Genomic DNA, 25,684 nt, shown 5'->3' with positions numbered 1-25,684 from the left:
CTCGTATGCGGCGTCGTAAAGCGCGGATTTGTTGGCCTTGGCGGTTGCCTTGAGGTCGGTGGCGAGCTTGAGCAGGTCGGTCATTGCGGTAACTCCTTTTTCGATAATCAGACCTTACGCTCTAGCGTAACCGTAGTCCAGCGCCATCTTACGCTCTGGCGTAATAAATTTAGGACTGCGGTCCTACGGCAAAGGGCAAGGGGCGATAAGCCCGTGCTGTTGCGCGCGCTCCCTCACCGGGGTCGGGGTCGGTCAGCATCACTGACCTATCGGGCTTCGGCTCGCCCTCGCCGATCACCCCCTTCGGCCACGCCGTCCGATAGGGTGCCTCGTAACCATTTGATTTCGTTGAAGAAAGGAAGGAAGCTATGACCATTCCCCAGACCAATCCCAAGACCGACGCCTTCGCCGACCTTGAGCGAGACCTCGGCGCGCTGGTCAAGAGCGAGGCGGCCCGGCCAGCCCACCCCCCGGCGTTCCGGCAGGCCCCCGCCCCGGCTACGATGTGGGGCCCCTCCAACCCGCCCGTAACCTCCCCCTTGGCGCTTTTGGCGCAGGTGGCCGACAAGGCCCATGTTCTGCAAGAGCAAATAAGAGGCCTTACGGAGGCGTTAACCGGCGACGGTGCCGGGCCGAGGACGAGGGCGGCCCCGAAATTGCCGAACGGGTTGCTGCCGGCCATCGCCTTCCTTGCCCACGAAATCGAGGAAGCGCAGGCCGAGGTTGGCCGTGCCGTAGCAGGGCTGCGGGAGCGGTTGAAATGACCGGCGAGGCCAAGCGTCGCCGCCTTGCTGCGGGCGACCTCAAGGACCCCGACGAGGAGCCCATCAGCGCGCGGGTCGTTGAAACCTGCCGCATCGGGCGAGGCGCGGACTGCTGCCGGTTCCTGACCTTCCGCAACGGCTTTCATTGCGGCAAGCACGATGAGCAACTGGCCAGCCAGATCGAGGCTCGCCGCCCCGTCATGGTCGCGCAGGGTGACAACTGCGAAGGCTTTCCCTTGGAGGTGATCTTATGAGGCCGCAGGATCGGCAGGCAACGGCCGAGCTTATGGCGGCCGGCGAGGAATACCTGATGCTGCTGGGCCGGCTCTGGCGCGGCGACATCCAAGACGTGCCCGAGGCCAAGCGCGAGCGGCTGATTGACGCGCTGGTCGAGGTCGCCAACCGCTTGGATGAGTTCCGATGAGCCGGGTGGACTTTGGGGACTTGCCGACGACGGCAAAAGTCCACCTTGACGACCAGCAGTTGGCCATGGCGGCGGCCAGGGTGCGTGTTGCCCGCACTTTGGCAGCGGCGTTTCCCAGCGAGGAGACCGCCCGCGAGCTTGCCGCCGCCATGGCCGCTTTTCAAGAACTCAGAGCGCAAGTGAGGGTCAAATGAGCGAGCGCGAGGCGATCCTGCAAAAGGCCATCGAGGATTATCTGGCGGGCGATTATCCGCACCCGAGGCACTACCGGCCGGGCAAGTGTCCGCATGGGGTTTTCTACTGGGGCGAGTGCGAGGCCTGCACGTCAAAGCATTTCGAGCGGGCGTTAGACCGCGCAAGAGCAATTAAGGAGGAGAAAGCGGCATGAGAGAGTTTGTAGGCACAATGCCGGCGCGGATCGAGGCGCTGCCACGCGACCATCGCGGCTTCCCGGTGCCATGGTTCGTGGCTTGGCAGGACGGCAAACCGCTGTTTCCGGTGCTGGACCCCGAAAAGATGCGCCAAGCGCTCAGGCACGAGAAATGCTGGGTCTGCGGCCAGCGGCTCGGGGCCTACAAGGCGTTCGTCATCGGTCCCATGTGCTGCGTCAACCGGGTGACGGCCGAGCCGCCCTGCCATCTGGAATGCGCCCAGTTCGCCGTCCTCAACTGCCCGTTCATGGCCAGCCCGCTAACCAAGCGCACAACGACGGACGACGGCACCTACAAGGGCCAGCCCATCGACAAGCCGGCCGGCATGATGATCGACCGCAATCCGGGCGTGTCGTGCATCTGGATCACCAAGTCGTTCCAGATCGAAAACCATGGCGGCAAGCCGCTGTGGCGCATCGGGCCGCCGCACAAGGTCTCGTTTTGGGCGAGGTCGCGCGTCGCGACAAGGGCCGAGGTCGAGCATTCCGTCGTCACCGGCCTGCCCATCCTGCGCAAGGTCGCCGCCCTTGACGGCCCGGCCGGCATGAAGGCGCTCGACCGTCAGATCGGCACATTCTGGGAATTGGTCGATGAGGTCGAGTTGCCCGACATCGATCTGCCGGGGCTGATGCAGGAGGCGGTGCCGTGACCGCGCTGCTGCTGATCCTGATCTTTCTTCAGCTGATTGTGCTGCACGACATCGCCGGCTTGCGGCGCGACCTGCGGAGGCTGCGGCCGTGACGCTGAACGAAACCGAGGACATTGCCCGCGCCCTGCGCGAAAAGGCGGCGAGGACGCAGGACAAGGACGGCCTGCTGCGTGACGCCGCCGAGGCGATTGACTGGCTGCTGGCCGAATTGGAAGAGGCCGAGCGCGACCTCGAAATGATGGAATGGGCCGATGACGACGAGCCCGAGGTGAAAGAGCCATGAGCATCGAGCGCCTGATCCGGGTCGAGGCCCCGCACTTCGTCGCCGCGCTGGTGTTGCAGCAAAACCCGGCCTTGCGCTGGCGCTGCGTCGAGGCCGCGCCGATCCTGAAATGGGCGATCCACAAGAGCGAGGCGCAGCTGGTCGAATATTTCCACCGCAAGGGCTGGAAGTTCGAGGAGGTGACCGCGCCATGAGCGAATTTCTCGACCGGGCGAAATCCGTCCAGGCCAAGACCACGGCCGAGACCAGCGTGTGGATCAGGCTCGATCTGCTGGAAGGTCTCATCGGCGACATCGAGGCGCTGCGCAAACAGGTGCAGCGGCTGCAACCGGGCCCCAACCGGGGCTCAATCCGGGCGATCCGCGAGGGGCTGGAAGCAAAGGAGGAAAAATCATGAGCGGCAAGTACAAGACCCACCGCCGGGCCGCCAATCGCTATCAGGCCAAAGCGGCCCGCGCGCTTAGGGACGCCAAGACCGACACCGGCCTGCACAACCGCCACGGCGGCGGTGCGCTCTTGCCCTCGCAGCTGGGCTGGGGCCAGCGCAAGGCCGACAAAAGCCGCATCACGCTGCCCAACATCTGGAGGTCCTAATGCCAGCCATGACCATTTCCCTCGATGGCGGCGAGGGCTCGTTTCCCGACCTCAAGCGCCACCAGCGCATCGTCCATATCGGCGATGGTGGCCAGCCGATCCGGGTTGCCGTGCTGGACCGCGGAATGGCCTCGGGGCGACCGAGCGTGGCCATCAGGATCGATCTGCACGACGGCACCGTCGTCATCGCCGAGACTTCCGCCCGGCTGTTCGCGAGCGCCGGGCGGATGATCACCGCCAAGTATCCAGACCTGTTCGAAGGAGATTAACCCATGCCCCCCAAATCCGAAGCCCAGCGCCGCCTGATGCAGGCAGCAGCCCACGACCCTGAGGTCGCCGCCAAGACCGGCGTTCCGGTCAAGGTCGCCAAGGAGTTTGCCGACGCCGATCCCGGCGGCAAGCTGCCGAAGAAGAAAAAGGGCCCCAGCCAGTTCGCCCTGCCACGCGACAGGAAGGGCAAGCCGTGAGCCAGCCGCTCGTCATCGACGTCTCGCATCACAACCCGCCGCCGGAGCCCAACTGGGCCAAGGTCAAAGCCGGCGGCACGGTCGGCGTGATCCTGAAAGCAACCGAGGGCACCACCTATATCGACCCGACCTTTGGGCAACGCCGCGAGGCGGCGAAGGCGGCCGGCCTGGCTGTGTCGTCCTACCACTTCCTGAAGCACGGCGACGCCCGCTGGCAGATGCTGCATTACCTCGATGTCGTGGCCCCGGCCATCGGCGAGCGCGTGGTGATCGACTACGAGGACGCCGCCTGCACCCTTGACGATCTACGCGAGGCGGTGCTGGCACTCAGGAACAACGCCGGACTCGGCCTCCAGATCACGATCTATGCCGGCGGGCTGATCAAGGGCCAGCTGGGCGACAATCACGACCGCGAGGTCTGGGACAAGGCCAACGCGGGTGACTACGGCCCGATTGCCCCCTACGCCGTGTCGGTCCTTCAAAAGATCACCAACGCCCCCGAAGACCTCTTCGGCGGCCCAACACTGGGAGAGATTTTCCATGGCAACTAAGGACATCATCGCCGCCGCCAGCGACCCGGTCTTCTACACCCGAGTGGCTTTCATCGCGCTCAAGACGGCGCAGCAGGTCGCCTCCGAGGACCCGGCGACCGCCAACCACGCCAACCGCGTCCACTATGCAGGGCTGGTCATGACCGGGCAGGACAAGGCGCTGCTGCTCGCGCTGCACCTCGTCGCGGCCAACGCCACAATTGCCCAGAACATCGAAGCCAACGGCGGTGACGCAGTGCCTGATGGCGACATCGAGTTTGTGCTTGGCTCTATCTGGGACCCTCGCGCCAACGCCTTCGCGGCGGCAACATAGAGGAGCCGGTCATGGTCGCGCGCACCGTCGTCGTTTCCAAGATCGAGCCGGCGCAGCTGTCGGTGCGCGCGGCGGCCGGCGTCGACCTCGACCTTGACATTTCTTTCGTGACGCAGGGTCGCGATCCGGTCGCCCCGGCGACGCTCAAGCCGCAGCTGGCCATTTTGAGCCGCAGCCGCTTTCGTGTTGCCGCATATGACGTTGACGACACCGGCAACGTCGTCGTGCCCGGCAGCGCCCTCACAGACGAGGTGGGCTATTCGATTGAGCTTTACCAGCGCCGGGTCGCCGACAACCCTGACGACCCGCCTGTGGCCATAGGATTGCTGGCCAAAGGCGTCCTGATGTTCGGGGCCGACGCCTATGCTCAGCTGAGCCCGCTCGCCCCGATCAATATCCCGGTCGTGATCGGCCCGCAGGGGCCTCAGGGACCGCAGGGCAACCAAGGCATTCAGGGTCCGGTCGGCCCGCCCAACGTCTTGACGGTCGGCGGCGTCGCCACCGGAGCGCCGGGCTCTGGGGCTGTGGCGATCATCACCGGTACCTCGCCGAACCAGATCATCAGTTTCGTGATCCCGCGCGGCGATGTCGGCGCTCAGGGCACCCAAGGCGCTCAGGGCACCCAAGGCATTCAGGGCATTCAGGGTGGCATCGGCCCGATGGGGCCACCGGGTGCCGACAGCACGGTACCGGGTCCAGTTGGTCCAGCGGGCGCTGATAGCACCGTACCGGGTCCAGCGGGCCCACCGGGTCCAGCGGGCGCGGATAGTACGGTGCCGGGCCCTGTCGGCCCACAGGGACCGCAGGGCGATCCCGGCCTCGATGCCATCAATCTGCTGTCGGGCACCGTCGACCCCGGTTCGGGAGTGGGTCTCGTCGGCGACTTTTACGTTAACCTCACCACCGGGTCACTGTTCGGACCTAAGGCGGCCTCGGGCACGATCTGGCCGGTGATCAAACTGACCACATACTGGTCATGAAAGGAGGTCTGAAATGGTCGCAGCGCTCATCGGACTGCTGATCACCATCCTGATTGTCGGGGTCGTGGCGGCCATCATCATCTACTGCATCAACCTGCTTCCGCTCGACCCGCCCTTCCACCAGATCGCGCGCGTGATCGTCATGCTGATCGCGGTGCTGATCGTGTTGCTGCGGGCCCTGCCTCTCCTTGGAGTGGCGATCCCCTCCTGAAAGGAAGACGACCATGCTTGGTAATTATTCGAAGCTCTACGGCTCGCTCACCGGCGGCATCATCGGCGTCCTCATCTCGCGGCTGGGCATCCCGGCCGAACTGGCGACGCCCGAAATGCAGGGCGCGGTGACCGTGATCCTGTCGGCGCTGTTCACGTTCGCGTTTCCGGCGAACAAGAAGACGTGAGGCACGGCCATGCCCGGCACTGGCGCGACGCCCATTGCCTTCAAATGGGAATGGAACATCAACACTGTGGCGGTGATCTGCGGCTTCCTCGCCGGCTTTGTCGCGTGGGGTTATACGCTCGCCGAAATCCGCACCGGGCGCGAGCAGAACGCCCAGAACATCGAGCGGCTCGCGGCGCAGAACAACGTCTTCGAAGCGCGCTTTGAGGTGATCGACCGGACGCTCACCAAAATGGACCAGACCGACTACCGGATCACCTTGCTTGAGAAGGGCCAGGATAGCGTCGACCAGCGCATCAACCGGCTGGCCGAAAACTACTCCAACCAGTTTTCGGACATGCGCACCCAGCTCAGCACGATTTCGACCCAGTTGGCGCTGACCAATCAGACCTTGCAACGGCTTGATGTTCGAGGCGAACCGAGGATCAATCAACCGGCGCAATAAATTTTGCAGAACGGAGTTGCTTCGTTCGCGCAGTGGAGCGATGTGTGCCCTACGCTCAATTCACGAGCGAAACCAGCAACTTAAAGGAAGGGCTGACATTATGACCACCGAGACCGAAACCACCGCCCCGAGCATCTTGGCCGCCATCGCCAAGGTCGCCAAGGCCCCGAAGGCACCCAAGGCCGACAAGCCGGCCAAGGCCCCGAAGGCGGCAAAGCCCGCGAAGGAAAAGCCGGCCAAGGCCGCCAAGGCGAAGCCGGCTCCCAAGCCGAGGAAGGAGAAGCCGATGACTGAGACCGCACCCGCAACCCCTGAGGTCGACCCGATTGACGCGCTGCTTGCCGAGTTCGGCTCGGTGTCTTTCGACGACAAGGACTTCCTGCGCGCCATGTTGCAGAAGGCCTATGACGCCGGCAAGAACGCCAAGAAGGCCCGCGCGCCGCGAGCCGGCGGCCCCAGCAAGGCTGAGCAGGCCGCCGAACTCCTGCGCCGCCCCGAGGGCGCAACCACGAAAGACATCCTCGACCTGACCAAATGGCCGGCGGTGTCGGTCCCGGCGATTGCCCGGTCGGCCGGCCTGACGCTCAGGCAAGAAAAGGACGGCCGGGTGACGCGCTATTTCGGCACGGCGGTCACGCCTGCCTAATTGTCGCACCCCCTCTTAGAAAACGGGCCGGCCGCCACGCCGGCCCTTTTTTTGTTCAACCGGGCTGGATATTGTGCGACTGGGAATAGGTCTGGGGACGGCTTAGAGTTTCAAGGTTTTATGCAAGGAAAACAATGCGATGTCACGCAAAATACCGGACATCTCCCCCGCAAGGGGGGAGATTGGATGTCATCGCGGTCTTCGCAAATCTTCAACGGTGAAGAAAGTGAGCGAAGCGCCAAAGCTGCCAATCTCCCTCCTTGCGGGGGAGATGGCCGGCAGGCCAGAGGGGGGTGCTGTCCCTCGACCGTCCCAAGGCTGGCGTCACTTCCCCGCCCTTCGTCCCGCCTCATACGCCCGCCTTGCCCAGACCGTCATTTCGTCGGGATCATCGAAGGCGCTGTCGGGAACGCTCCAATAGGGCATGGAGACCTGCTTGCCGTGGCGGGAGCCGGTATAGGTCCATTGCGTGCAGCCGGCGGCCTCGAATTCGGGCACGCTTTGGTCGTCTGCCTTCAGCATCAATTCGCCGCGCAGCACGATGGCGACGATGACGCCGTCGAAATAGATGCCCTTGCCGCCGAACAGTTTTCGGATGCTGACCGGGCCGAGGCCCTCGAACAGTTCGGCGATACGTTCATTGTCCATGCCGCGATCATGTCACCGGCATTTGGCCTTGTCATCGCCGCAACCAAAATCATGCTGACAGGTTGAGAGCCATCCGTTGGAGTTTTGCCATGCCGCTTTTGCTCAAAGGGTCCTGCCGCTGCAATGCCGTGCGTTTCGAGGTGGAGAGCCACACGCCGGCGCCATTCATGCTGTGCTACTGTTCGATCTGCCGCAAGCAGCAAGGCGGCGGCGGCTTCGCCATCAATCTCGGCGCCGACTACGAGACCTTGAACATCAGGGGCAAAAGGAGCCTCGGCGTCTACCGCGCCAGCATCCAGGACGATGAGCATCCGAATTGCGAGATATCGACCGGCGAACGCAATTTTTGTCGCAAATGCGGGTCGGCGTTGTGGCTCTACGATCCGACCTGGCCGGAACTGGTGCATCCCTTCGCTTCGGCGATCGACAGCGACTTGCCCATTCCGCCGAGCCGGGTGCATCTGATGCTGAAATACAAGGCGAACTGGGTCGAGCCGGTGGTTGGCAAGCACGACAAGGTGTTCGACGTTTATCCCGAGGAATCGATCGCCGACTGGCACAAACGGACAGGCATGTGGGTGGAGTAGTTTTCTTCGCCCCGTTTACGGGGAGAAGATGCCGGCAGGCAGATGAGGGGCGGTGCTAACTTTGGAGAGGCTGGCGCTGCCCTCATCCGTCACTTCGTGACACCTTCTCCCCGTAAACGGGGCGAAGGAAGATCAAGCCGAAGCGCGTGCCTCTGCCAGAGCCTTCAGATCGGCCGGCTTCAACTCGACGGATTCGCCACAGCCGCAGGCCGAACTCTGGTTTGGGTTGCTGAAGGTGAAGCCGGTGCGCAGCGTCGTCTGCTCGAAATCCATCTCGGTGCCGAACAGGAAAAGGGCTGCTTCCGGCGCCACATAGACATGGGCGCCGTCGCGCTCGATATGGTCGTCCTTGGTGTTCGGTTCGGTCACCAGATCGACCGTGTATTCCATGCCGGCGCAGCCGCCCTTCTTGATGCCGAGGCGGATGCCATGCGCGTTGTCGCGGGTGGCAACGATCTCGCGCACCCGGTCGGCGGCCTTTTCGGTCATCGTGATGACGGCGAAGCGTCCCATTCTTTTTCCTTCCATTCCATGCAGGTTCAAGGCCTGCCGAATGATTCCTCACCTAAAATGGTGAAGTTTTATGACTGGCGCAAGTGTGCCAGGCTCGACACTAGTACCAACCCACCGCGACCTGCGCCTCTTCCGACATGCGATCGGGCGACCAGGGCGGATCGAAGGTCATGTTGACCTCGACGCCGGACACGCCCTCGACGGCGCCGACGGCGTTTTCCACCCAGCCGGGCATTTCGCCGGCCACCGGGCAGCCCGGTGCGGTCAGCGTCATGTCGATCTTGACCGCGCGATTGTCCTCGATGTCGATCTTGTAGATGAGGCCAAGCTCGTAGATATCGGCCGGGATTTCCGGGTCGTAGACGGTCTTCAGCGCCGAGACGATATCGTCGGTCAGCCGCGCCAGTTCGTCGGCGGGAATCGCCGAGTCGGAAACCAGCGGGTTGATGGCTGCTTCCGGTGCGGTCTCGGTGGTGTGGCTCACATCATCCATGGTCGTCACCCAAAAAAATCATCATCCGAAGAATTTGCGCGCTTTTTCAAGCGCCTCGGCCAAAGCGTCGACTTCGGCCCTGGTGTTATACATGCCGAACGACGCCCTGCATGTGGAGGTTACGCCGAAGCGTTTCAACAGTGGCTGGGCGCAATGGGTGCCCGCGCGGACTGCAACGCCTTGCCGATCAATCACCATCGACACGTCATGCGCGTGAATACCCTGCAATTCGAACGAGATGATGGCGCCCTTGTCCGGTGCGTCGCCGAAGATGCGCAGCGAGTTGATGGCGCGGAGCCGCTCATGCGCATAGTTCTTGAGGTCGGCCTCATGGGCCGCAATGCGCTCGCGGCCGATCTTTTCCATATAGTCGAGCGCGGCGCCCAGTCCGATCGCCTGCACGATCGGCGGCGTGCCAGCCTCGAAGCGGTGTGGCGGCTCGTTGTAGGTGACGATGTCTTCCGTCACCTCCTCGATCATCTCGCCACCGCCCATGAAGGGGCGCATGCCCGCGAGAATGTCCTTCTTGCCGTAGAGCACACCGATGCCCGAGGGGCCGTAGACCTTGTGGCCGGTGAAGACGAAGAAGTCGCAGTCGAGATCCTGCACATCGATCGGCATGTGCACGGCGCTCTGGCTGCCGTCTACGAGGACGGGAATTCCACGCGAATGGGCGATCCGCACGATCTCCTTGATCGGCGTCACCGTGCCCAACGCATTCGACATCTGCGTGATGGCAACGAGCTTTGTCTTGCTGGTCAGCCGCTTCTCGAATTCCTCGATGTGGAAGACGCCGAGATCGTCGACCGGCACCCAGACCAGCTTGGCGCCCTGCCGCTCGCGGATGAAATGCCAGGGAACGATGTTGGAGTGGTGCTCCATGATCGACAGCACGATCTCGTCGCCCTCGCCGATGTTGGGCATGCCATAGCCATAGGCGACCGTGTTGATGGCCGAGGTCGTGTTCGAGGTGAAGACGATGTTGTCGGTGCTCGGCGCGTTGAGGAAACGGCGCACCGTTTCCCGCGCCTTTTCATACGCGTCGGTCGCCGCATTGGAGAGGAAATGCAGGCCGCGATGGACGTTGGCGTATTCCTGGGAATAGGCGTGCTGGATCGTATCCAGCACCACCTGTGGCTTCTGTGCCGAGGCGCCATTGTCGAGATAGATCAGCGGCTTGCCATAGACTTCCCGCGACAGGATCGGGAAATCGCGGCGGATCGCTTCGACGTCGTAGAAATCTCCGATCTTGCCCGGCGCGTTCATCACTTCACCCGTGTGCCACAAACCAGCCGTCGAGCCGCGCTTCCAGCGCCTCGACGATCGTCTCGTCGTCCAGTTCCTCGATCACCTCGGCGACGAATGCCTTGACCAGCAACCCCCGCGCGGTCTTCTCGTCGACCCCGCGTGCCATCAGGTAGAACAAATGGTCGTGGTCGATCTCGGTGACGGTCGCGCCATGGCCGCAGATGACGTCGTCGGCGAAGATTTCAAGCTCGGGCTTGGTCGAGAACTCGCCGTCGTCCGACAGCAGCAGCGTGTTGCAGGCCATCTTGGCGTTGGTCTTCTGCGCGTACTGGTGGACGTTGATGCGGCCCTGGAAGACGCCGCGCGCCTTGCCCGTCACCACGTTGCGTATCACTTCCGTCGAGGTCGTATGCGGCACGGCATGATCGAGCACCATGGTCACGTCGGTGTGGGTGTCGCCGGCAAGCAGGTTGATGCCGCGCAGCTTGAAATCGGCGCCTTCACCCGTCGTCCTGACCACGATCTCCTGGCGCACGAGCTTGCCGCCGGCGTTCATGACGAACAGGGTCAGTTTGGCATTCTTGCCGATATGGGCCTTGAACTGCGCCAGATGCGTTGCGGTTTCCGGCTGCTCCTGGACGATCAGCCACGTCACCTCGGCGCCCTCGCCCAGCACCAGCTGGCTGACCGAGCTGACCAGCGCAGCGCCGTCACCCGCCTGACGCTCGACGATGACCACCTTGGCGCCAGCGCCGACACGCACCGGTAGGCGCACATGAGTCTGGCCACCGGCCTGCAAATTCTGCAGTTCGATCGGCTTTTCCAGTTCAGTGCCATCGGCGATGTCGACAAAATATCCGTCGGCGACGAACGCCGTGTTCAGCGCGCCGATGGCGTCATCGCTGCCGTAGGGATCGAGCCCTGGCGCGATGCTGCCATCAAGCAGCTTCTCCGACAGAGGCTGGAAGGCGACGCCTTCGACCGCCGGCATCTTCGCGTCGGACTTGCCGTTCAGGATCGACACCACAGCAGAACCGTCGACGATCGGTGCAATGGCCCTGGCCATGGCGGCCGGGTCGAAGCCGGGCACCGCATTCAACAGCCGGCGCAGGTCGGTGTAATGCCAGGATTCGACACGCCGCGTCGGCAGGCCGTGCTTGATCGCCTCGATAGCGTCGTCGCGCTTCAGCATCACCGCGCCGTCGCCCGGCAGCAGCGACAGCCGGTCGCCGAACGCGTCGATCAACGCTGTTTCGGCCTGCGTCCGCTGCGGTTGTGTGTGCATATTCATCAATCTGCCCTCTGGCATCTCACGCGGCTTCGCCGATCACGCCGGCATAGCCGTTGGCCTCAAGATCAAGCGCCAGCGACTTGTCGCCCGACTTGATGACCTGGCCCTTGTAGAGCACGTGCACGCTGTCCGGCACGATGTGTTCGAGCAGGCGCTGGTAATGGGTGATGACCAGAAACGCGCGGTCCGGTGCGCGCAAAGCATTGACGCCGTCGGACACGATCTTCAGCGCGTCGATGTCGAGGCCGGAATCGGTCTCATCGAGCACGCACAGCCTCGGCTCCAGCAACTTCATCTGCAGGATCTCGGCGCGCTTCTTCTCGCCGCCGGAGAAGCCGACATTGAGCGGCCGCTTCAGCATTGCCATGTCCATGCTGAGCGAGGCGGCGGCTTCCTTCACCCGCTTCAGGAATTCCGGAATCTTCAACGGCTCTTCGCCGCGCGCCTTGCGCTGCTCGTTCATCGCAACTTTCAGGAATTCCATGGTCGCCACGCCCGGTATCTCCATCGGATACTGGAAGGCGAGGAAGATGCCCGACGTGGCACGCTCGGCCGGATCCATTTCAAGGATCGACTGGCCGTTGTAGAGGATATCGCCCTCGGTCACCTCATAGTCCTCGCGGCCGGCGAGGATGTAGGACAGCGTCGATTTTCCCGAGCCGTTCGGTCCCATGATGGCAGCAACCTCGCCGGCTTTCACCGTCAGGTTCAAGCCGCGGATGATCTCGGTGCCATCATCGACGATGCGGGCATGCAGGTTTCTGATTTCAAGCATTCTTTTGTTTCCTGAATATTTATCCGGTCAGCCGACCGAGCCCTCAAGCGAGATTCCGATCAGCTTCTGCGCTTCGACCGCGAACTCCATCGGCAACTGCTGGATGACATCCTTGACGAAGCCGTTGACGATCAGGGCGATCGCTTCCTCCTCGGGGATGCCGCGCTGCATGACGTAGAACTTCTGATCCTCGGAAATCTTCGAGGTCGTGGCTTCATGCTCGAACTGCGCCGTCGAATTCTTGGCTTCCATGTAAGGCACAGTGTGCGCGCCGCACTGGTCGCCGATCAGCAGACTGTCACAGTTGGTAAAGTTGCGGGCGTTGGTCGCCTTGCGGTGCGCCGAGACCTGGCCGCGGTACGTGTTCTGCGAGAAGCCGGCGGCGATACCCTTGGAGATGATGCGGCTCGACGTGTTCTTGCCGAGATGGATCATCTTGGTACCGCTATCGACCTGCTGATAGCCGTTCGACACGGCGATCGAATAGAATTCGCCGCTGGAATCGTCGCCGCGCAGGATGCAGCTCGGGTATTTCCAGGTGATCGCCGAACCGGTCTCGACCTGCGTCCACGAGATCTTCGAGCGATGGCCACGGCAGTCGCCGCGCTTGGTGACGAAATTGTAGATGCCGCCCTTGCCCTCGGCGTCGCCGGGATACCAGTTCTGCACCGTCGAATATTTGATCTCGGCATCGTCGAGCGCCACCAGTTCGACGACGGCAGCGTGAAGCTGGTTCTCATCGCGCTGCGGCGCCGTGCAGCCTTCGAGATAGGAGACGTAAGCCCCCTCCTCGGCGATGATCAGCGTGCGCTCGAACTGGCCGGTGTTCTTCTCGTTCATGCGGAAATAGGTCGACAGCTCCATCGGACAACGCACGCCCTTGGGCACGAAGACGAAGGAGCCGTCAGTGAACACGGCGGAGTTCAGCGTGGCGTAATAATTGTCGGAGGTCGGCACGACCGAGCCGAGGTATTTCTTCACCAACTCGGGATGCTCGCGGATGGCTTCCGAGATCGAACAGAAGATGACGCCGGCCTGCGCCAGCTCTTTCTTGAAGGTGGTGACGACCGATACGGAATCGAACACGGCATCGACGGCGACGCGGCCCGATTTGTAGACATTGTCGCTGACTTCCTCGAGCTCGGAAGCGTCGGTCTTCTGCACGCCGGCGAGGATTTCCTGTTCCCTCAACGGAATGCCGAGCTTCTCGTAGACCTTCAGCAGTTCGGGATCGACATCGCTCAGCGACGTCGGACCGGGCGTGCTCTTCGGCGCCGCGTAATAGTAGATGTCCTGGAAATCGATCTTCGGGTAGTGGACGCGCGCCCAGGTCGGCTCGTCCAGCGTCAGCCAACGGCGATAGGCTTCCAGACGCCATTCCAGCATCCAGGACGGCTCGTCCTTCTTGGCCGAAATGAAACGGATGATGTCTTCGCTGAGGCCCTTGGGGGCCTTGTCCATCGCGATTTCGGTCTGGAATCCGTATTTGTATTGGTCGACGTCGATCTTTCGGACCCGATCGATCGTGTCCTGCACAGCAGGCATATGCGTTCTCCATCCACGCCGGGGTCAAGGCCCGACAGTTTTCAAACTATGGCACCGCCGAATGAACGCCAGGAAGCGCTCGCGGCAGCGTAAGTTCCATATAGTGCGTCGCGACCGGAAATTCACCCGGCCAATATGAAAACGCACGGCTCTACCAGGCCGAATGGCCCAAATACATTTTCCTGAAGCATCGGATTTTCCCGAAAACCGCTACGCACTTTTCGGTCCGATGCTCCCAACCGCTCACGCGGCCTTTTCTCTATCCGCCCTACGTGCGGCAATTCCCGCAAGCGCGGCGCGGAACAATTCAATGTCCTGCGCGCCGGTCGCTGAACCGATCGACACGCGCAAGGCGCCAAGACTGTCACCGTATCCCATGGCTTTCAGCACATGGCTCGGTCCGACCTTGCCCGACGAACAAGCGGAGCCGGCCGATAGCGACACACCCGCCAGATCGAAGGCGATCTGCGCGGTTTCGGCCTTGACGCCCGCAATAGCGAAGAATGTCGTGTTGGCAAGCCTTGGCGCACCAGTTCCGAAGATTTCCACGTCCGGCACCAGCGTTTTCACGATGGCCTCGATCTCATCGCGGCGCTGTCGCACGGCATCCATGGCCTGCAATCCAACCAGGGCCCCGCGTGCGGCCGCGCCAAAACCGGCAATGGCGGCGAGGTTTTCGGTGCCACCGCGATGGCCCTTTTCCTGGCCACCGCCATTGATCAGCGGCTTCGGCATCATCAGATCGGAGGCGGCGACGATGGCGCCGACGCCTTTGGGGCCGCCGACCTTGTGCGAAGACAGAATCAGATAATCGGCGTAACCCGCTGACATGTCGATCGAAACGCGGCCCGCAGCCTGGACGGCGTCGACGACGAGGATGCCGCCCGCCGCCTTAACAATTTCGGCGATACGATCGATCGGCTGGATGACGCCGGTCTCGTTGTTGGCGGCGTGGATGGCGACCAGCGGCAGGCCGTCGGCCTTGTCATGCTCGCCAAGCGCAGCCGCCAAGGGGCCGAGATCGGCGATGCCGTTGGCATCGACACCGATCCGCGTCACCTGTGCTGCCGGGAAGCGCCCGCCGTTCAACAGGCAGGGATGGTCGGCCCCGGACACGTAGAGCCGGCTCATGCGCACAGCACCGCGTCCCATCTGCCAGTCGGGCGAAAGCAGCGTCGACGCGGCTTCCGTCGCGCCGGAGGTGAACACGACATGCTCTGACTTGGCGTTGACCAGCGCCGCCACGTCACGCCTTGCGTTCTCGATCAGGCGCCGTGCAGCGCGCCCCTCGGCATGAACCGACGACGGGTTGGCAGAGACATCGAGCGCCGCGACCATAGCCTCGCGCGCCGCGGCAAGCAGCGGCGCACTGGCATTATAGTCGAGATAGGCGCGTATTGCGGCCATTTTCGTCCAGTTGGTCCCGTTAGAAGCCATTCCGCCGACGTATCGCGTTATTTCCTTGAAATTCCAAGGCGAGCCGTCCTATTTACGCGGCTTGCGGCGCGGGTGGCCCGGCTCGGTGTCTTGCCACTCAGTTTTGAACAATTCTAAACTAGCTTCTAAGAAGACGCTCGCCCTGCGTCAAGGCCAGAGGAAGACACGTTCCGGGCGCCGCGCATTCGTACGCAAGTGGAGTATTTTATGCCTGAGGTCATTTTCACCGGTCCTGCCGGCCGCCTGGAGGGTCGCTACCAGCCTTCCAAGGAAAAGAGCGCGCCGATTGCCATCGTCCTGCACCCGCACCCCCAGTTCGGCGGCACGATGAACAACAAGATCGTCTACGACCTCTTCTACATGTTCCAGAAGCGGGATTTCACCACGCTTCGCTTCAATTTCCGCGGCATTGGCCGCAGCCAGGGCGAATTCGATCACGGCACCGGCGAATTGTCGGATGCCGCCGCAGCTCTGGATTGGGTGCAGTCGCTGCATCCGGATTCCAAGAGTTGCTGGGTCGCCGGTTACTCCTTCGGCTCCTGGATCGGCATGCAACTTTTGATGCGCCGGCCGGAGATCGAAGGTTTCATCTCGATCGCGCCGCAGCCCAACACCTATGATTTCTCGTTCCTGGCGCCCTGCCCGTCATCGGGCCTGATCATCCATGGCGATGCCGACAAGGTGGCGCCACCGAAGGATGTGCAAGGCCTGGTCGACAAGCTGCACACGCAAAAGGGCATCACCATCACGCAGAAGACCTTGCCCGGCGCCAACCATTTCTTCTCCAACGACGCCGACCTGTTGCTCGAGGAGTGCGCTGATTATCTCGACCGCCGGCTGGCCGGTGAATTGTCGGATCCGCGGCCGAAGCGGCTGCGATAAGCAAAGGACGAAGCGGCGATGTACGAGCCTCCTCATTTCAGGGAAACGCGGCCGGAGATCTTGCACGGGTTGATCCGGGCGCATCCGCTGGGCCTGTTAATTTCCAACGGGCCCGAGGGGCCGGTCGCCAACGCCATCCCGTTCCTGTTCGACGCCGACGTCGAGCCGAACGGCAGGCTGCGCGCGCATCTGGCGCGGGCCAACCCGCAATGGCGACTGCTGGCCGAAAATCCGGCTTCACCGGTGCTGATCGTCTTCCAGGGCAGCGATGCCTATGTGACGCCGTCCTGGTACGAGACCAAGCGCGAGACCGGCAAGGTGGTGCCGACCTGGAACTATGCCATCGTGCAGGTTCGCGGCACCGTCAAGGTTATCGATGACCAGGACTGGCTGGCGCAGCAGATCGCCGATCTGACGGCGTCGCAGGAAGGCGCTCGCCAAGCGCCCTGGGCAGTGACCGACGCGCCAGAGCCGTTCATCCAGTCGCAGATCAAGGGCATTATCGGGCTGGAAATCGAGATCAGCGAAATCCACGGCAAGTGGAAGGTCAGCCAGAACCGGCCTGTGGCCGATCGCGTCGGCGTTGCGCAGGGGCTCGAAAGCGAAGAGCGCTCGTCGCCCGACATGGCCGGCCTGGTGAGATCCTACGGCGGTCTGGAAGGAAATTAAGCTTCGGCCAAAACCGAGCGCTCAGGCCTTCCGTCTCGGCCCGACCAGCCGAAACGTTGCTTTGCGCGCCGGCAATCCCGATGGCATCGGGCGAAAGATGAAGCCGAGCCGGGCAAAGACCAGCCCGCAGGCCAGCGCGAAGGCGCAGCCAAGGCCGAAGCCTGCTACCGTGTCGCTGGGATAATGCACGCCGACGAAGACCCGCGTCGAGGCGATGCAGGCCGTGATCGCCAATGCGATGTACCAGCGCCTTGGAAACAAAAGCAGAGCGACCCCGAACACCGCACCCATCGTCGTAGCATGGCCGGACGGGAAGCCGGCGAAGCGCGCATCAAAGGCGAAAGGATGCAAGGCCAGCACACCAAAATCGCCGAAATAGAGCGGACGAGCCCGACCGATCGCGTATTTCAGCAGATTGACGGCGAGGCCGGATAGGCCTGCGGCGCTCAGCACGAGGAAAGCCAGGCAGGTCCAGTTGTAGGCGAGCATCAGCGAGCGCCTTGAAAGGCTTCGCCAATCCGTCAAATTGGCGGCGACGAGCACAATCGCCGACGGAATGAGATACCAGCCGCCCAGGCCGAATTGCGTGAAAAAGTCGGCAAGACGAGCAAATCTCGCTGACCACTGGCCATGCAGCAATCCAGCCGGTGTGTCGAGGCGAACAAACGCTGCTGCCGTCAGCAAAACCCAGACCAGCACCCAGACCGACCACAAAATGTTCGGGTATCTGGCCGGACGGATGGCAAAGCGCCTCTTGGCGATCTGTATCGTATCGCGAAAATTGTCCAGGGATCGACGCCCTATCCCAAGGAGCAGGCTGGAAACGCAGGGGCGCGATTTCACCAGCATTGGAAATTCGACCCCATTGTTGCCGTCATGGGCATCGACGAGCGATCATTTGGCCACACGATAGAGGCCGAGCGACAGTTTGTCTCCCGACGAATAGTTGAGCCCGTCGATCTGGGCAACGCGGTTCGCCGACTTGCCTTGTGCCGCCAGCAGCCCATTCAATTTCTGCTCGTCGCCGACCTGCGCCAGGGCCAGCGCACAGGCCGGGTCGCCAAGCAGATGTCTGGCGACGCCATCGACATCGGTCAGAACCGTTTTCGTGCCGACAAGGAACACCAGGCTCGGCTCGTGATATTCCGCCGAGGCGAGCACCGTGGTGTCGCAAGGTCGGTTGGCGCGGACCGCCGCCTCGATTGCCGGGCTCAGCCAGATCGGCTTCAGCGAAGGCGCGATGACGCCGAACAGCAAGCCATAGGTGATGCCGGCGCAGACCGCGATGGCGCCGATGCGGCGCAGCGGCACTTGCAGCTCCCTGGAAAAAGCGAAGTAGCCCGCCGCCAGTGCTGCCGCGGCTGCCGGAATGCTCCACCAGGAGAAGGTGCCGGTGAGGTAGATCGGCGCTCCGATGCAGACTACCGCCAGGCCGAGGCTGACCACGACCAGTCCGAATGCTGTCGACCACCACAACCAATTCTGCCAGCGCTTGAGCGGGGCATTCGCCTCCTGTGGCGACAACGTCAGCAGCCAGCCGATCAGCAGCGCCATGCCGGGATAGGCCGGCAGGACATAGTGCGGCAGCTTGGTCGGGATCAACTCGAACACCAGCCAGAACGGAATGTACCAGGCGAGGCAGAAACGCAGCCGCGGATCGTCGCGCAACCGGTTGAGGGCCTGAAGGCCGGCGCCGACCGCGATCAAGCCGAAGGGCCACATGAACAGCGAATAGGTCAGCATGTAGAAACCGGGCGGCAGGCCGTGCGACTCCTCACCCGACGCGACCTTGGCCACCATGTCCTTGCCGACGGCATCCTGCAGAAAGGCGCCACCGCTCTTCCAGGTGATGAGCGCGACCCAGGGCAGCACGATAAGGAGCACCAGAGCGACGCCGCGCACGAGCTTCAGCTTCAGGATCCAGCGCCAGTCGCGCTCGAAGGCGAACAGCGCGGCAACCGTGAGCACAGACAACAGCGGGGCGACAGGCCCCTTGATAAGAATTCCCAGCCCTTGAGCCGCCCAGAAAATCCATGGCAGGTGGGCGGCTACCGGTTCCTTGCGGCGCGCTGCCAGGTAAATCTGGGCGAGCGCGCCTTGGGCCGCCACGCAGCAGGCCAGCAGCATGGCGTCGGTCTTGGCGTCGCGGCCCTCGAAGGCGGTGGCGAAGATCGTCGCCATCATCAGGCCGGCGGCGAGACCTGCATTGGCTCCGAAGAGCTTCGTGCCCGTCCAGGCGATGCCGACGACGGCCAGGGCAATGCCAAGCATGGAGACGAGGCGGTAGACCCAGATCGGCGCCGCCGCCCCCTCGCCGCTCAGCGCCACGGCCGCCGATTGCAGCCAGTAGATGCCGATCGGCTTCTTGTAGCGCGAGGCATCCTGAAAACGGATGTCGACATAGTCGGAGGTTTCGACCATCTGCTTGGTGGCCTGGATAAAACGGGATTCGTCGCGGTCGACGGGTGGAAGGCTCGCCAGTCCGCTGAAAGTCATCAGCACGCTGAACAGAAAGAGAAAGAGATAGTTCCTGTTCATCGCGGAGCTTTCCGGATCTGATCTGCGGGATGGCCCCGTCGCGGCGCTTCAGGCCCTGCCCCTGCGCGGCGCCTCAATACGCCAGCCAAAACGGCGAAGCAAGGATTCGCAACGCCATCCGCTTGGGCCGCAAAACCGGAAACCACTTTTGCTGATCGCGAGTTCTTTGTTGAAGCGCGATCAGACGCAAAACCGGAAACCACTTTTGCTGATCGCGAGTTCTTTGTTGAAGCGCGATCAGGTGCAAAACCGGAAACCACTTTTGCTGATCGCGCTTGGATGCTAAACGCCCGCGTTCATGCACATCCGAGCCACAGCGGCCGGGCGCTTTCGGGAAAGAAACAATGTCCGCCTTCAAATCCGATTTCCTGCGCACGATGAGCGAGCGCGGTTTCATCCACCAGACTTCGGATGATGCCGGCCTCGACAATATCTTCGCCAAGGAGACGGTGACGGCCTATATCGGCTTCGACGCCACCGCCAAGAGCCTGCACGCCGGCTCGCTGATCCAGATCATGATGCTGCACTGGCTGCAGCAGACCGGTCATCGGCCGATCGCGCTGATGGGTGGCGGCACCTCGATGATCGGCGATCCGTCGTTCAAGGACGAGGCGCGCAAGCTTCTGACCCCGCAGGACATCGACGACAATCTCGCCGGCATCCGCCGCAACTTCATGCCGTATCTCAAATTCGGCAGCGGTCCGAACGACGCGATCATGGTCAACAACGCCGACTGGCTGATGGAGATCAACTACGTCAATTTCCTGCGCGACGTCGGCCGTCACTTTTCCGTCAACCGCATGCTGGCCTTCGATTCCGTCAAGCTCCGGCTCGATCGCGAGCAGTCGCTGTCGTTCCTCGAATTCAACTACATGATCCTGCAAGCCTATGATTTCGTCGAGCTTTACAAGCGTCTCGGCTGCCGCCTGCAGATGGGTGGCTCCGACCAGTGGGGCAACATCATCAACGGCATCGATCTCGGCCACCGCATGGAGAACGCGCAGCTTTATGCGCTGACCACGCCGCTGCTCACCACGTCGTCGGGCGCCAAGATGGGCAAGTCGGCCTCGGGCGCGGTCTGGCTCGATGCGGAGATGCTGAGCCCCTATGAATTCTGGCAGTACTGGCGCAACACCGAGGATGCCGACGTTGCCCGCTTCCTGAAACTCTACACGACATTGCCGCTGGACGAGGTCGCACGGCTCGAGCGGCTCGGCGGGTCCGAAATCAACGAGGCGAAGAAAATCCTCGCCACCGAGATCACCGCCCTTCTGCACGGCCGCGCAGCCGCGGAGCAAGCCAGCGGCACGGCACGCAAGACGTTCGAGGAAGGCGCACTCGCCGAATCGCTGCCGACCGTCGAGGTTGACAAGGCAGCGCTCGAAGCCGGTGTCGGTATCCTGTCGCTGCTCGTCACCGCCGGACTGGCGGCGTCGAACGGCGAGGCGCGACGGCATGTTCAAGGTGGTGCCGTGCGCCTGAACGACGAGCCGGTCAGCGACGAGCGCCGACTGGTGACCTCCAAGGATTTGAGCCCGGAAACCGTCGCAAAGCTGTCTCTGGGAAAGAAAAAACACATTCTGGTGCGGCCGGTCTGACCGGAGCCTGATCTATCCCGACCGCCTCTTAGGTGTACGGTTTAATTTTCCCACAAGAGTCTATCCAGATGTAAAAAGGATCATTTTGGAAAGACTCTTCACCCGTCGGAGTAAGGAAACGCAGCTTGAAATTCACGGTAACAATTTTTGCCGTATAACCTGACACCACGGTCCACCAATCCGGCGGAAATACGGGCTCGCGCGGACCGTCAAAGCGACCGATGCGACAGCAGTTTGGGTTTTTCTTAACAAAATCAGAAGCGTCTTCGTAGTTGACGATCGTTACATTTGAATAATCGGTAGACTTGTCTGCATAACTCAGAAGAATTCTTCCTCTCTCCTGAGTAAGTTCGACAAGTTTTGGAAGCTCCGCAACGGCAGCCGCCAAGAGCTCGTCATCCGACAGGAACTTGCGCTGCGCAAAGCAGAAATTGGATGCGTTGAGTGACCCGCTGGCGATGACCAGGAGTGCGGCACCAGCGCCCAGTGCAATCAAAATCTTGGCTGACATCGTCACCGGTCGCGCCTCACCGGTACTCGAAGATCGACCTGAATATTCCAGGCGCGATCACCGACAGCGGATTGATGTCCAGCACCGGCTTGTTGGCATTGCCCTTGAGCCGGTAGGTAACACCGATCAGGCCGCGGTCGCGGCCGTTGCCGAGCAGCGCGCCAACGATGGGCAATTCGCCGAAGATGCGATTGAGGCCATAGACCGGCATGAACGTGCCGGTCATGTCCATGTTGTTGTTCTGGTCGTAGAGCGTGCCCTGGAATGTCGTGCCGATGCGCGGACCGCGCAGCACGCCATTGGCCAGTTTCAGATAGCCGCTGCCCTTGTCGATCTCGGCGTAACCGCGTTCGAACTTCACCCGCGACGTGTCCAGCTTGCCCTTGACCGCCTGATTGAGGCTGCGGTTGTCGCCGGCCGGCGTGGTCGAAACGATGGAGGCCAGCTTCGGTTCGTTGACCACGAAAAAGTTGCTGGTGTCGACCTTGCCCTTCAGCGATCCATCGCTCGGCCCCGCCAGCGCCAGGGTGATCGTTCCGCCTTCCATATGCTCGTAGATGTTGAGGAACCTCAGAATGGCGCCGGCGGCCGCGGAGTGCATGTTGCGCTCGCGCCGGCCGGCACCGGGTGTGTTGCTGATGCTTATGGCGGCACCCGAACTTGCCGTGGCGCTGACTTTCAGCCCGTTCACCCGCGAACCGGCCGCGCTGTAGTCAAGTTTCAAATTGGACAATTGCTCGTCGTGGAAGCCGGTCAGCTGATCGACATCGGCGCTGACGGAAATGGCGTCGGAACCGGTAGTCTTGGTTGCCGTGTCGACATCCGAGGTGAACTGCTTGATGAGCGAGCGGGCGTCCAGCGCATTGCCCGATATGTCGACCGCATAACCCTTGCCGGATCGTTTCACCGACACCGCGACATCGTCGCCCCTGTTCAAGGTGACCTTGCTGAACCGCGCCGACGACAAGGCGCCATTGACCAGCACGATGCTGCCGTCGATGGAGAAACTCTTTCCGTCGAGGTTGAAGTCGGACAGCGTCGTCGTATCGCCGGCCTTGGTCATGACGAATGTGACATTGGCGGGGACCCCCGCGCCCTTGCTCCAGCCCGCCCAGGGAATGTCCAGCCTGGCATTGGTCAGGTCGGCCGAGACGTTCTGGTCGCCGCTGCCGTTCTTGTCGATCGCGACCTTCACCGTTCCGCCAAGCAGCGGCTTCAGGCCGGGCATTGCAGCGGCACGGATCTTGTCGTCGAGCACCAAAGCCACCTTGCGGCTGCGCGCCGGCCCGTCATCCCTCAACGGCTCGATCAGATCGAGTTCGGCCGGAATCCCGTTCAGCGATGCCTTGGCGGAGATCACAGCCTTTTCCGGGTCGACCGTGATCGAACCGTCGGCATCAGTCACGGTCTGCCCCTCGAACGGCTTGGCCAAGGACATGCCGGTGTAGTCGAGCGACACCAGCCAATCGAGCTTTGAGGAGTCGACGCCGGTCTGCAGCGGAATGTCCGCCTTGACGTGGCCGGTAACGCTGCCCGACAGCTCTTCCGGCAGAATGCCAACATGGCGCATGGCGTTGATCGGCTCGTAGGATGCAAGTTCGGCAACAGCGGACGCGTCGCCGTCGACGTCGATGTCGAGCGCGCCGACGACCGGCGGGCGGTTGGCCGCCTTGACCGTCAGCGTGCCGTTGCTGGCTGCCACGGTGCGACCGCTGGGCATATAGACGGTGCCCGAGGACAGTGAGATATCGACATCGTTGCCGTGGAAGCCGACGACGCCAACCGCGTCGCGTATCGGCGGGATGCGGCCGGCCGTGTCGAAGCGCGATCCCTCGATCTGGAAGCGGCCGAACACCTCATCGGCGGAAAGCGGCACGCCGTTGCCCAAGCGGCCCGGCACGACCTGGAACTGGAGGTTGGCGTCGACGACGCGGCCGCCGAACAGATTGGCCAGCACCCACAGCCGGGCGTTGCGCGCTGAAAACCACGGCCAAAGCTGCTTGACGTGAGAAACCTGCATATCGTGGATGTTGAACGCAAGATTGATCCCCGGCGCCTTGCCCTCGACGAAGGCCACGGCAGCGGTGCCAAGCACCTCGCCGGAGGCGGCGGACCGAAGCGCGATCTGCTCGGCGACCAGTCTGTGGCTCACCGTGTTGTAGACACCGGCAATCCGCGCAAGGAAGGTGAGCGCCGGCTCAGGCGACTCCGAAGGTGCAAGCGACGAACCGTCGCTGGTCAGGTCGTAGCGATAGGAGGGTTCCTCACCCGACGCTCCGGTTGCCGGCTTCGGCCCGATCGAACCGGCGAAATCGAATGTCGACCGGCCGGTCTTCAGCAGCAATCTGTCGACCTGGACCTTGTTGCTGCCGGCAACAAGTGTAGCATTGAGATCGACGTCAGCCGGCAACAGCCCGCGTGTGCCGAGATCGAGGATGGAACCCGTCGACGACAAAAGGGCCATCAGCCGCGATGCATTCACCCCCGATCCTTCCGATCCCGTCAGCTTCAGCGCGACCGCGCCCAACTTGCCGGCAGCGGCCGTGAGGTCGCCGGCATCCGCCAGATCGATGCTGGCATCCAGCGCCGTGACGCGGTGTGCCGCGATATCGCGGGTGGCTGAGGCAGCAACTGTAACCGTCCTGCCGTCGACATCCGCCTCGGATGAAAACTGCATGCCGCCCGGTCCCGATTGCACGACGGTGGCGTCGGTTATCTTGACGAGCTTGATCGTTCCGGTTTCGGGCAGCACGAATTCGACATTGCGAAGATCGATCTGGCGCAGCGAATCTTCCCGCACGGCATCGAGTGCGCGGTTGACGTTTCCGAACACCGCATTGGACAGCTTCTCCGGATCGATGAGGCCGTCCGCATTGCGCAGGGTCGTGGTCCAGTCGCCGCCGGATGGCATCGCCGCCACGACGATGCGGGCATCGGAAATCCTGGCGCTGGTCAGCCGCACCTCCCCCCACAGCAGCGGAAACAGACGCACGCCGAAACGCACCCGGCCGGCATCGGCCATCGGCTTGCCGTCAGAGGTCTTCAGGCTGACGTCGCTGACCTGCAAGGCAATGAAGCTCGATCCGTCAAGGGTGATGCGGGCAGGCCCGACCGCGACATTGACATCGACACCGGCCAGTTTCTCGAGAGCCGCTTCCGCTTCCGTCCGAAGCCGTTCGGAGCCGACGCCTGACGCACCGATGAGATAGACGACGACTGCCGCCAACAAGACGAGGCTGGCGAAACCGGCGAATGCCCTTGCCAGGATACGAAAGCCGCGTCCGATCCGCGCCTGGCCGAGCGGCGGCACGCGGCAGGCGGACGGAAAGGCCCCCAGGTCGGTGATCTCATCACGCCTGAACCTGATCTTCTCGTGCTGCGGTTGCTCCTGATCCACGCAATTTTCCGTTGTACGAACTCGATCGTGGACGAATCCCCGCTCGACACTATATCGGTGAGGCTTCGCGCGTAACCACAAACAAGGGCATCGGTATGGCTGACCTCGACGTAGGCGATCTTGCGCCGCAATTCGATCTGCCGCGGGACGGCGGCGGATCACTCAGCCTTGCCGCATCCTCCGGCAAGCCCATTGTGCTCTATTTCTATCCGCAGGACGACACAACAAGCTGCACGCAAGAGGCGATCAGTTTTTCGCAGCTGAAGCCGGAGTTCGAGAAGGCCGGAGCCGTGGTGATCGGCCTGTCGCCCGACAGCGCCAAGAAGCATGACAAGTTCAAGTCGAAATACGATCTCACCATCGACCTTGCCGCCGACGAGGAGCGCAAGGTGATCGAAGCCTATCATCTGTGGGTCGAGAAATCGATGTATGGCCGCAAATACATGGGCGTCGAGCGCGCGACGTTCCTGATCGGCCGCGACGGGCGGATCGCTGGGATTTGGCGCAAGGTTCGGGTCAAGGGCCATGCCGAGGAAGTGCTCGAGGCCGTTCGTGCGCTTTAAGGTTTACCGGCACGGCTGGCGCGCCCCCACAACCTTATACCCGCT

General features: G+C 62.6%; 37 protein-coding genes. 24 read left to right on the top strand and 13 right to left on the bottom strand.

Annotation, left to right across the window (positions count from 1 at the left end; genetic code table 11):
• The first annotated feature begins 368 nt into the window (after window positions 1-368).
• From NKJ06_RS21235 to NKJ06_RS21145, 19 genes are all read left to right on the top strand, one after another.
• Window positions 369-764 (top strand): hypothetical protein, encoded by a 396-nt coding sequence (locus tag NKJ06_RS21235; protein WP_352810533.1) that lies wholly within the window; start codon window positions 369-371, stop codon window positions 762-764.
• A complete protein-coding gene (locus tag NKJ06_RS21230) occupies window positions 761-1,018 on the top strand; it encodes a hypothetical protein (RefSeq protein ID WP_352810532.1) in 258 nt (85 codons plus the stop codon). The genes NKJ06_RS21235 and NKJ06_RS21230 overlap by 4 nt, the downstream gene beginning before the upstream one ends.
• Window positions 1,015-1,188 carry a hypothetical protein gene (locus NKJ06_RS21225; RefSeq protein ID WP_352810531.1) on the top strand — a complete coding sequence of 58 codons (174 nt, stop codon included), beginning with the start codon at window positions 1,015-1,017 and terminating at the stop codon, window positions 1,186-1,188. The genes NKJ06_RS21230 and NKJ06_RS21225 overlap by 4 nt, the downstream gene beginning before the upstream one ends.
• On the top strand, window positions 1,185-1,382 hold the full coding sequence (locus NKJ06_RS21220; protein WP_352810529.1) for a hypothetical protein: 198 nt from the start codon (window positions 1,185-1,187) through the stop codon (window positions 1,380-1,382). Before NKJ06_RS21225 ends, NKJ06_RS21220 begins: the two co-directional genes overlap by 4 nt.
• Window positions 1,379-1,576, top strand: coding sequence for a hypothetical protein (locus tag NKJ06_RS21215; RefSeq protein WP_352810528.1), 198 nt, complete (start codon window positions 1,379-1,381; stop codon window positions 1,574-1,576). The genes NKJ06_RS21220 and NKJ06_RS21215 overlap by 4 nt, the downstream gene beginning before the upstream one ends.
• Window positions 1,573-2,268 carry a C1 domain-containing protein gene (locus NKJ06_RS21210; RefSeq protein ID WP_352810527.1) on the top strand — a complete coding sequence of 232 codons (696 nt, stop codon included), beginning with the start codon at window positions 1,573-1,575 and terminating at the stop codon, window positions 2,266-2,268. The genes NKJ06_RS21215 and NKJ06_RS21210 overlap by 4 nt, the downstream gene beginning before the upstream one ends.
• 88 nt (window positions 2,269-2,356) lie before the next feature.
• Window positions 2,357-2,551, top strand: coding sequence for a hypothetical protein (locus tag NKJ06_RS21205; protein WP_352810525.1), 195 nt, complete (start codon window positions 2,357-2,359; stop codon window positions 2,549-2,551).
• Window positions 2,548-2,745, top strand: a complete 198-nt coding sequence (locus NKJ06_RS21200) for a hypothetical protein (protein ID WP_352810524.1) — start codon at window positions 2,548-2,550, stop codon at window positions 2,743-2,745. The genes NKJ06_RS21205 and NKJ06_RS21200 overlap by 4 nt, the downstream gene beginning before the upstream one ends.
• On the top strand, window positions 2,742-2,948 hold the full coding sequence (locus NKJ06_RS21195; RefSeq protein WP_352810523.1) for a hypothetical protein: 207 nt from the start codon (window positions 2,742-2,744) through the stop codon (window positions 2,946-2,948). The genes NKJ06_RS21200 and NKJ06_RS21195 overlap by 4 nt, the downstream gene beginning before the upstream one ends.
• Window positions 2,945-3,145, top strand: a complete 201-nt coding sequence (locus NKJ06_RS21190) for a hypothetical protein (RefSeq protein WP_352810522.1) — start codon at window positions 2,945-2,947, stop codon at window positions 3,143-3,145. The genes NKJ06_RS21195 and NKJ06_RS21190 overlap by 4 nt, the downstream gene beginning before the upstream one ends.
• The gene (locus tag NKJ06_RS21185) at window positions 3,145-3,414 is read left to right on the top strand and encodes a hypothetical protein (RefSeq protein WP_352810521.1); all 270 of its coding nucleotides are present in this window, start codon (window positions 3,145-3,147) and stop codon (window positions 3,412-3,414) included. Before NKJ06_RS21190 ends, NKJ06_RS21185 begins: the two co-directional genes overlap by 1 nt.
• Window positions 3,415-3,417: 3 nt before the next feature.
• Window positions 3,418-3,612, top strand: a complete 195-nt coding sequence (locus NKJ06_RS21180; RefSeq protein WP_352810520.1) for a hypothetical protein — start codon at window positions 3,418-3,420, stop codon at window positions 3,610-3,612.
• Entirely contained in the window at window positions 3,609-4,163 is a 555-nt protein-coding gene (locus NKJ06_RS21175; protein WP_352810518.1) for a glycoside hydrolase family 25 protein, read from the top strand. The genes NKJ06_RS21180 and NKJ06_RS21175 overlap by 4 nt, the downstream gene beginning before the upstream one ends.
• A complete protein-coding gene (locus NKJ06_RS21170; RefSeq protein WP_352810517.1) occupies window positions 4,153-4,476 on the top strand; it encodes a hypothetical protein in 324 nt (107 codons plus the stop codon). Before NKJ06_RS21175 ends, NKJ06_RS21170 begins: the two co-directional genes overlap by 11 nt.
• An 11-nt stretch (window positions 4,477-4,487) precedes the next feature.
• Window positions 4,488-5,456 carry a hypothetical protein gene (locus tag NKJ06_RS21165; RefSeq protein WP_352810516.1) on the top strand — a complete coding sequence of 323 codons (969 nt, stop codon included), beginning with the start codon at window positions 4,488-4,490 and terminating at the stop codon, window positions 5,454-5,456.
• Between the two features lie 13 nt (window positions 5,457-5,469).
• Window positions 5,470-5,667, top strand: coding sequence for a hypothetical protein (locus NKJ06_RS21160; RefSeq protein ID WP_352810515.1), 198 nt, complete (start codon window positions 5,470-5,472; stop codon window positions 5,665-5,667).
• A gap of 13 nt (window positions 5,668-5,680) precedes the next feature.
• Window positions 5,681-5,854, top strand: a complete 174-nt coding sequence (locus NKJ06_RS21155) for a hypothetical protein (RefSeq protein WP_352810514.1) — start codon at window positions 5,681-5,683, stop codon at window positions 5,852-5,854.
• Between the two features lie 9 nt (window positions 5,855-5,863).
• Complete coding sequence (locus NKJ06_RS21150; RefSeq protein ID WP_352810512.1) at window positions 5,864-6,298, top strand: hypothetical protein; 435 nt, start codon at window positions 5,864-5,866, stop codon at window positions 6,296-6,298.
• A 100-nt stretch (window positions 6,299-6,398) separates the two neighbouring features.
• Window positions 6,399-6,944, top strand: coding sequence for a hypothetical protein (locus NKJ06_RS21145; protein ID WP_352810510.1), 546 nt, complete (start codon window positions 6,399-6,401; stop codon window positions 6,942-6,944).
• Between the two features lie 324 nt (window positions 6,945-7,268).
• On the opposite strand, the gene NKJ06_RS21140 is transcribed toward NKJ06_RS21145, so the two are convergent.
• Window positions 7,269-7,592 (bottom strand): TfoX/Sxy family protein, encoded by a 324-nt coding sequence (locus NKJ06_RS21140; protein ID WP_352629187.1) that lies wholly within the window; start codon window positions 7,590-7,592, stop codon window positions 7,269-7,271.
• A gap of 89 nt (window positions 7,593-7,681) precedes the next feature.
• Here NKJ06_RS21140 and NKJ06_RS21135 point away from each other — a divergent pair, with 89 nt between their 5' ends.
• On the top strand, window positions 7,682-8,179 hold the full coding sequence (locus NKJ06_RS21135) for a GFA family protein (RefSeq protein WP_352810509.1): 498 nt from the start codon (window positions 7,682-7,684) through the stop codon (window positions 8,177-8,179).
• Between the two features lie 132 nt (window positions 8,180-8,311).
• Here NKJ06_RS21135 and sufA read toward each other — a convergent pair whose 3' ends face one another.
• The 7 genes from sufA to NKJ06_RS21100 form a co-directional block, all read right to left on the bottom strand.
• Complete coding sequence (sufA, locus tag NKJ06_RS21130; RefSeq protein WP_352629193.1) at window positions 8,312-8,692, bottom strand: Fe-S cluster assembly scaffold SufA; 381 nt, start codon at window positions 8,690-8,692, stop codon at window positions 8,312-8,314.
• Window positions 8,693-8,792: 100 nt separating this feature from the next.
• Window positions 8,793-9,185: an SUF system Fe-S cluster assembly protein gene (locus NKJ06_RS21125; protein WP_352810508.1), complete on the bottom strand. Its 393-nt coding sequence runs from the start codon at window positions 9,183-9,185 to the stop codon at window positions 8,793-8,795.
• Between the two features lie 21 nt (window positions 9,186-9,206).
• A complete protein-coding gene (locus tag NKJ06_RS21120) occupies window positions 9,207-10,451 on the bottom strand; it encodes a cysteine desulfurase (RefSeq protein WP_352810507.1) in 1,245 nt (414 codons plus the stop codon).
• Window positions 10,452-10,455: 4 nt separating this feature from the next.
• Window positions 10,456-11,724 (bottom strand): Fe-S cluster assembly protein SufD, encoded by a 1,269-nt coding sequence (gene sufD / locus NKJ06_RS21115; RefSeq protein ID WP_352810506.1) that lies wholly within the window; start codon window positions 11,722-11,724, stop codon window positions 10,456-10,458.
• Between the two features lie 19 nt (window positions 11,725-11,743).
• Entirely contained in the window at window positions 11,744-12,499 is a 756-nt protein-coding gene (gene sufC / locus NKJ06_RS21110) for a Fe-S cluster assembly ATPase SufC (RefSeq protein WP_352810505.1), read from the bottom strand.
• A gap of 27 nt (window positions 12,500-12,526) precedes the next feature.
• Window positions 12,527-14,044: a Fe-S cluster assembly protein SufB gene (gene sufB, locus NKJ06_RS21105; RefSeq protein WP_352629210.1), complete on the bottom strand. Its 1,518-nt coding sequence runs from the start codon at window positions 14,042-14,044 to the stop codon at window positions 12,527-12,529.
• A 243-nt stretch (window positions 14,045-14,287) separates the two neighbouring features.
• Window positions 14,288-15,451: a cysteine desulfurase family protein gene (locus tag NKJ06_RS21100; protein WP_352810504.1), complete on the bottom strand. Its 1,164-nt coding sequence runs from the start codon at window positions 15,449-15,451 to the stop codon at window positions 14,288-14,290.
• A 237-nt stretch (window positions 15,452-15,688) separates the two neighbouring features.
• Between NKJ06_RS21100 and NKJ06_RS21095 the strand changes: the two genes are divergently transcribed.
• Window positions 15,689-16,363 carry an alpha/beta hydrolase gene (locus NKJ06_RS21095; RefSeq protein ID WP_013532163.1) on the top strand — a complete coding sequence of 225 codons (675 nt, stop codon included), beginning with the start codon at window positions 15,689-15,691 and terminating at the stop codon, window positions 16,361-16,363.
• An 18-nt stretch (window positions 16,364-16,381) separates the two neighbouring features.
• Complete coding sequence (locus NKJ06_RS21090; RefSeq protein ID WP_352810503.1) at window positions 16,382-17,032, top strand: FMN-binding negative transcriptional regulator; 651 nt, start codon at window positions 16,382-16,384, stop codon at window positions 17,030-17,032.
• Window positions 17,033-17,053: 21 nt separating this feature from the next.
• Here the strand turns inward: NKJ06_RS21090 and NKJ06_RS21085 are convergent, their stop codons facing one another.
• From NKJ06_RS21085 to NKJ06_RS21075, 3 genes are all read right to left on the bottom strand, one after another.
• Window positions 17,054-17,881: a phosphatase PAP2 family protein gene (locus NKJ06_RS21085; RefSeq protein WP_352629215.1), complete on the bottom strand. Its 828-nt coding sequence runs from the start codon at window positions 17,879-17,881 to the stop codon at window positions 17,054-17,056.
• A 45-nt stretch (window positions 17,882-17,926) separates the two neighbouring features.
• A complete protein-coding gene (locus NKJ06_RS21080; protein WP_352810501.1) occupies window positions 17,927-19,570 on the bottom strand; it encodes an ArnT family glycosyltransferase in 1,644 nt (547 codons plus the stop codon).
• Between the two features lie 73 nt (window positions 19,571-19,643).
• Window positions 19,644-19,928, bottom strand: coding sequence for a hypothetical protein (locus tag NKJ06_RS21075; RefSeq protein ID WP_352810500.1), 285 nt, complete (start codon window positions 19,926-19,928; stop codon window positions 19,644-19,646).
• Between NKJ06_RS21075 and tyrS the strand changes: the two genes are divergently transcribed.
• On the top strand, window positions 19,915-21,168 hold the full coding sequence (gene tyrS, locus NKJ06_RS21070) for a tyrosine--tRNA ligase (protein ID WP_352810499.1): 1,254 nt from the start codon (window positions 19,915-19,917) through the stop codon (window positions 21,166-21,168). The two genes, NKJ06_RS21075 and tyrS, sit on opposite strands and share 14 nt — an antisense overlap.
• A 28-nt stretch (window positions 21,169-21,196) precedes the next feature.
• On the opposite strand, the gene NKJ06_RS21065 is transcribed toward tyrS, so the two are convergent.
• Window positions 21,197-21,685 carry a hypothetical protein gene (locus NKJ06_RS21065; protein ID WP_352810498.1) on the bottom strand — a complete coding sequence of 163 codons (489 nt, stop codon included), beginning with the start codon at window positions 21,683-21,685 and terminating at the stop codon, window positions 21,197-21,199.
• Between the two features lie 10 nt (window positions 21,686-21,695).
• Complete coding sequence (locus NKJ06_RS21060; RefSeq protein WP_352810497.1) at window positions 21,696-25,076, bottom strand: hypothetical protein; 3,381 nt, start codon at window positions 25,074-25,076, stop codon at window positions 21,696-21,698.
• Window positions 25,077-25,171: 95 nt separating this feature from the next.
• Between NKJ06_RS21060 and NKJ06_RS21055 the strand changes: the two genes are divergently transcribed.
• Window positions 25,172-25,639 (top strand): peroxiredoxin, encoded by a 468-nt coding sequence (locus tag NKJ06_RS21055; RefSeq protein ID WP_352629225.1) that lies wholly within the window; start codon window positions 25,172-25,174, stop codon window positions 25,637-25,639.
• Window positions 25,640-25,684 lie beyond the last annotated feature (45 nt).

Source organism: Mesorhizobium sp. M0293, from assembly GCF_040321735.1.
In the GTDB taxonomy this organism is placed as follows: domain Bacteria; phylum Pseudomonadota; class Alphaproteobacteria; order Rhizobiales; family Rhizobiaceae; genus Mesorhizobium.
The sequence above is the reverse complement of the archived record's forward strand: the minus strand, read 5'-3'. Positions and strand labels throughout refer to the sequence as shown.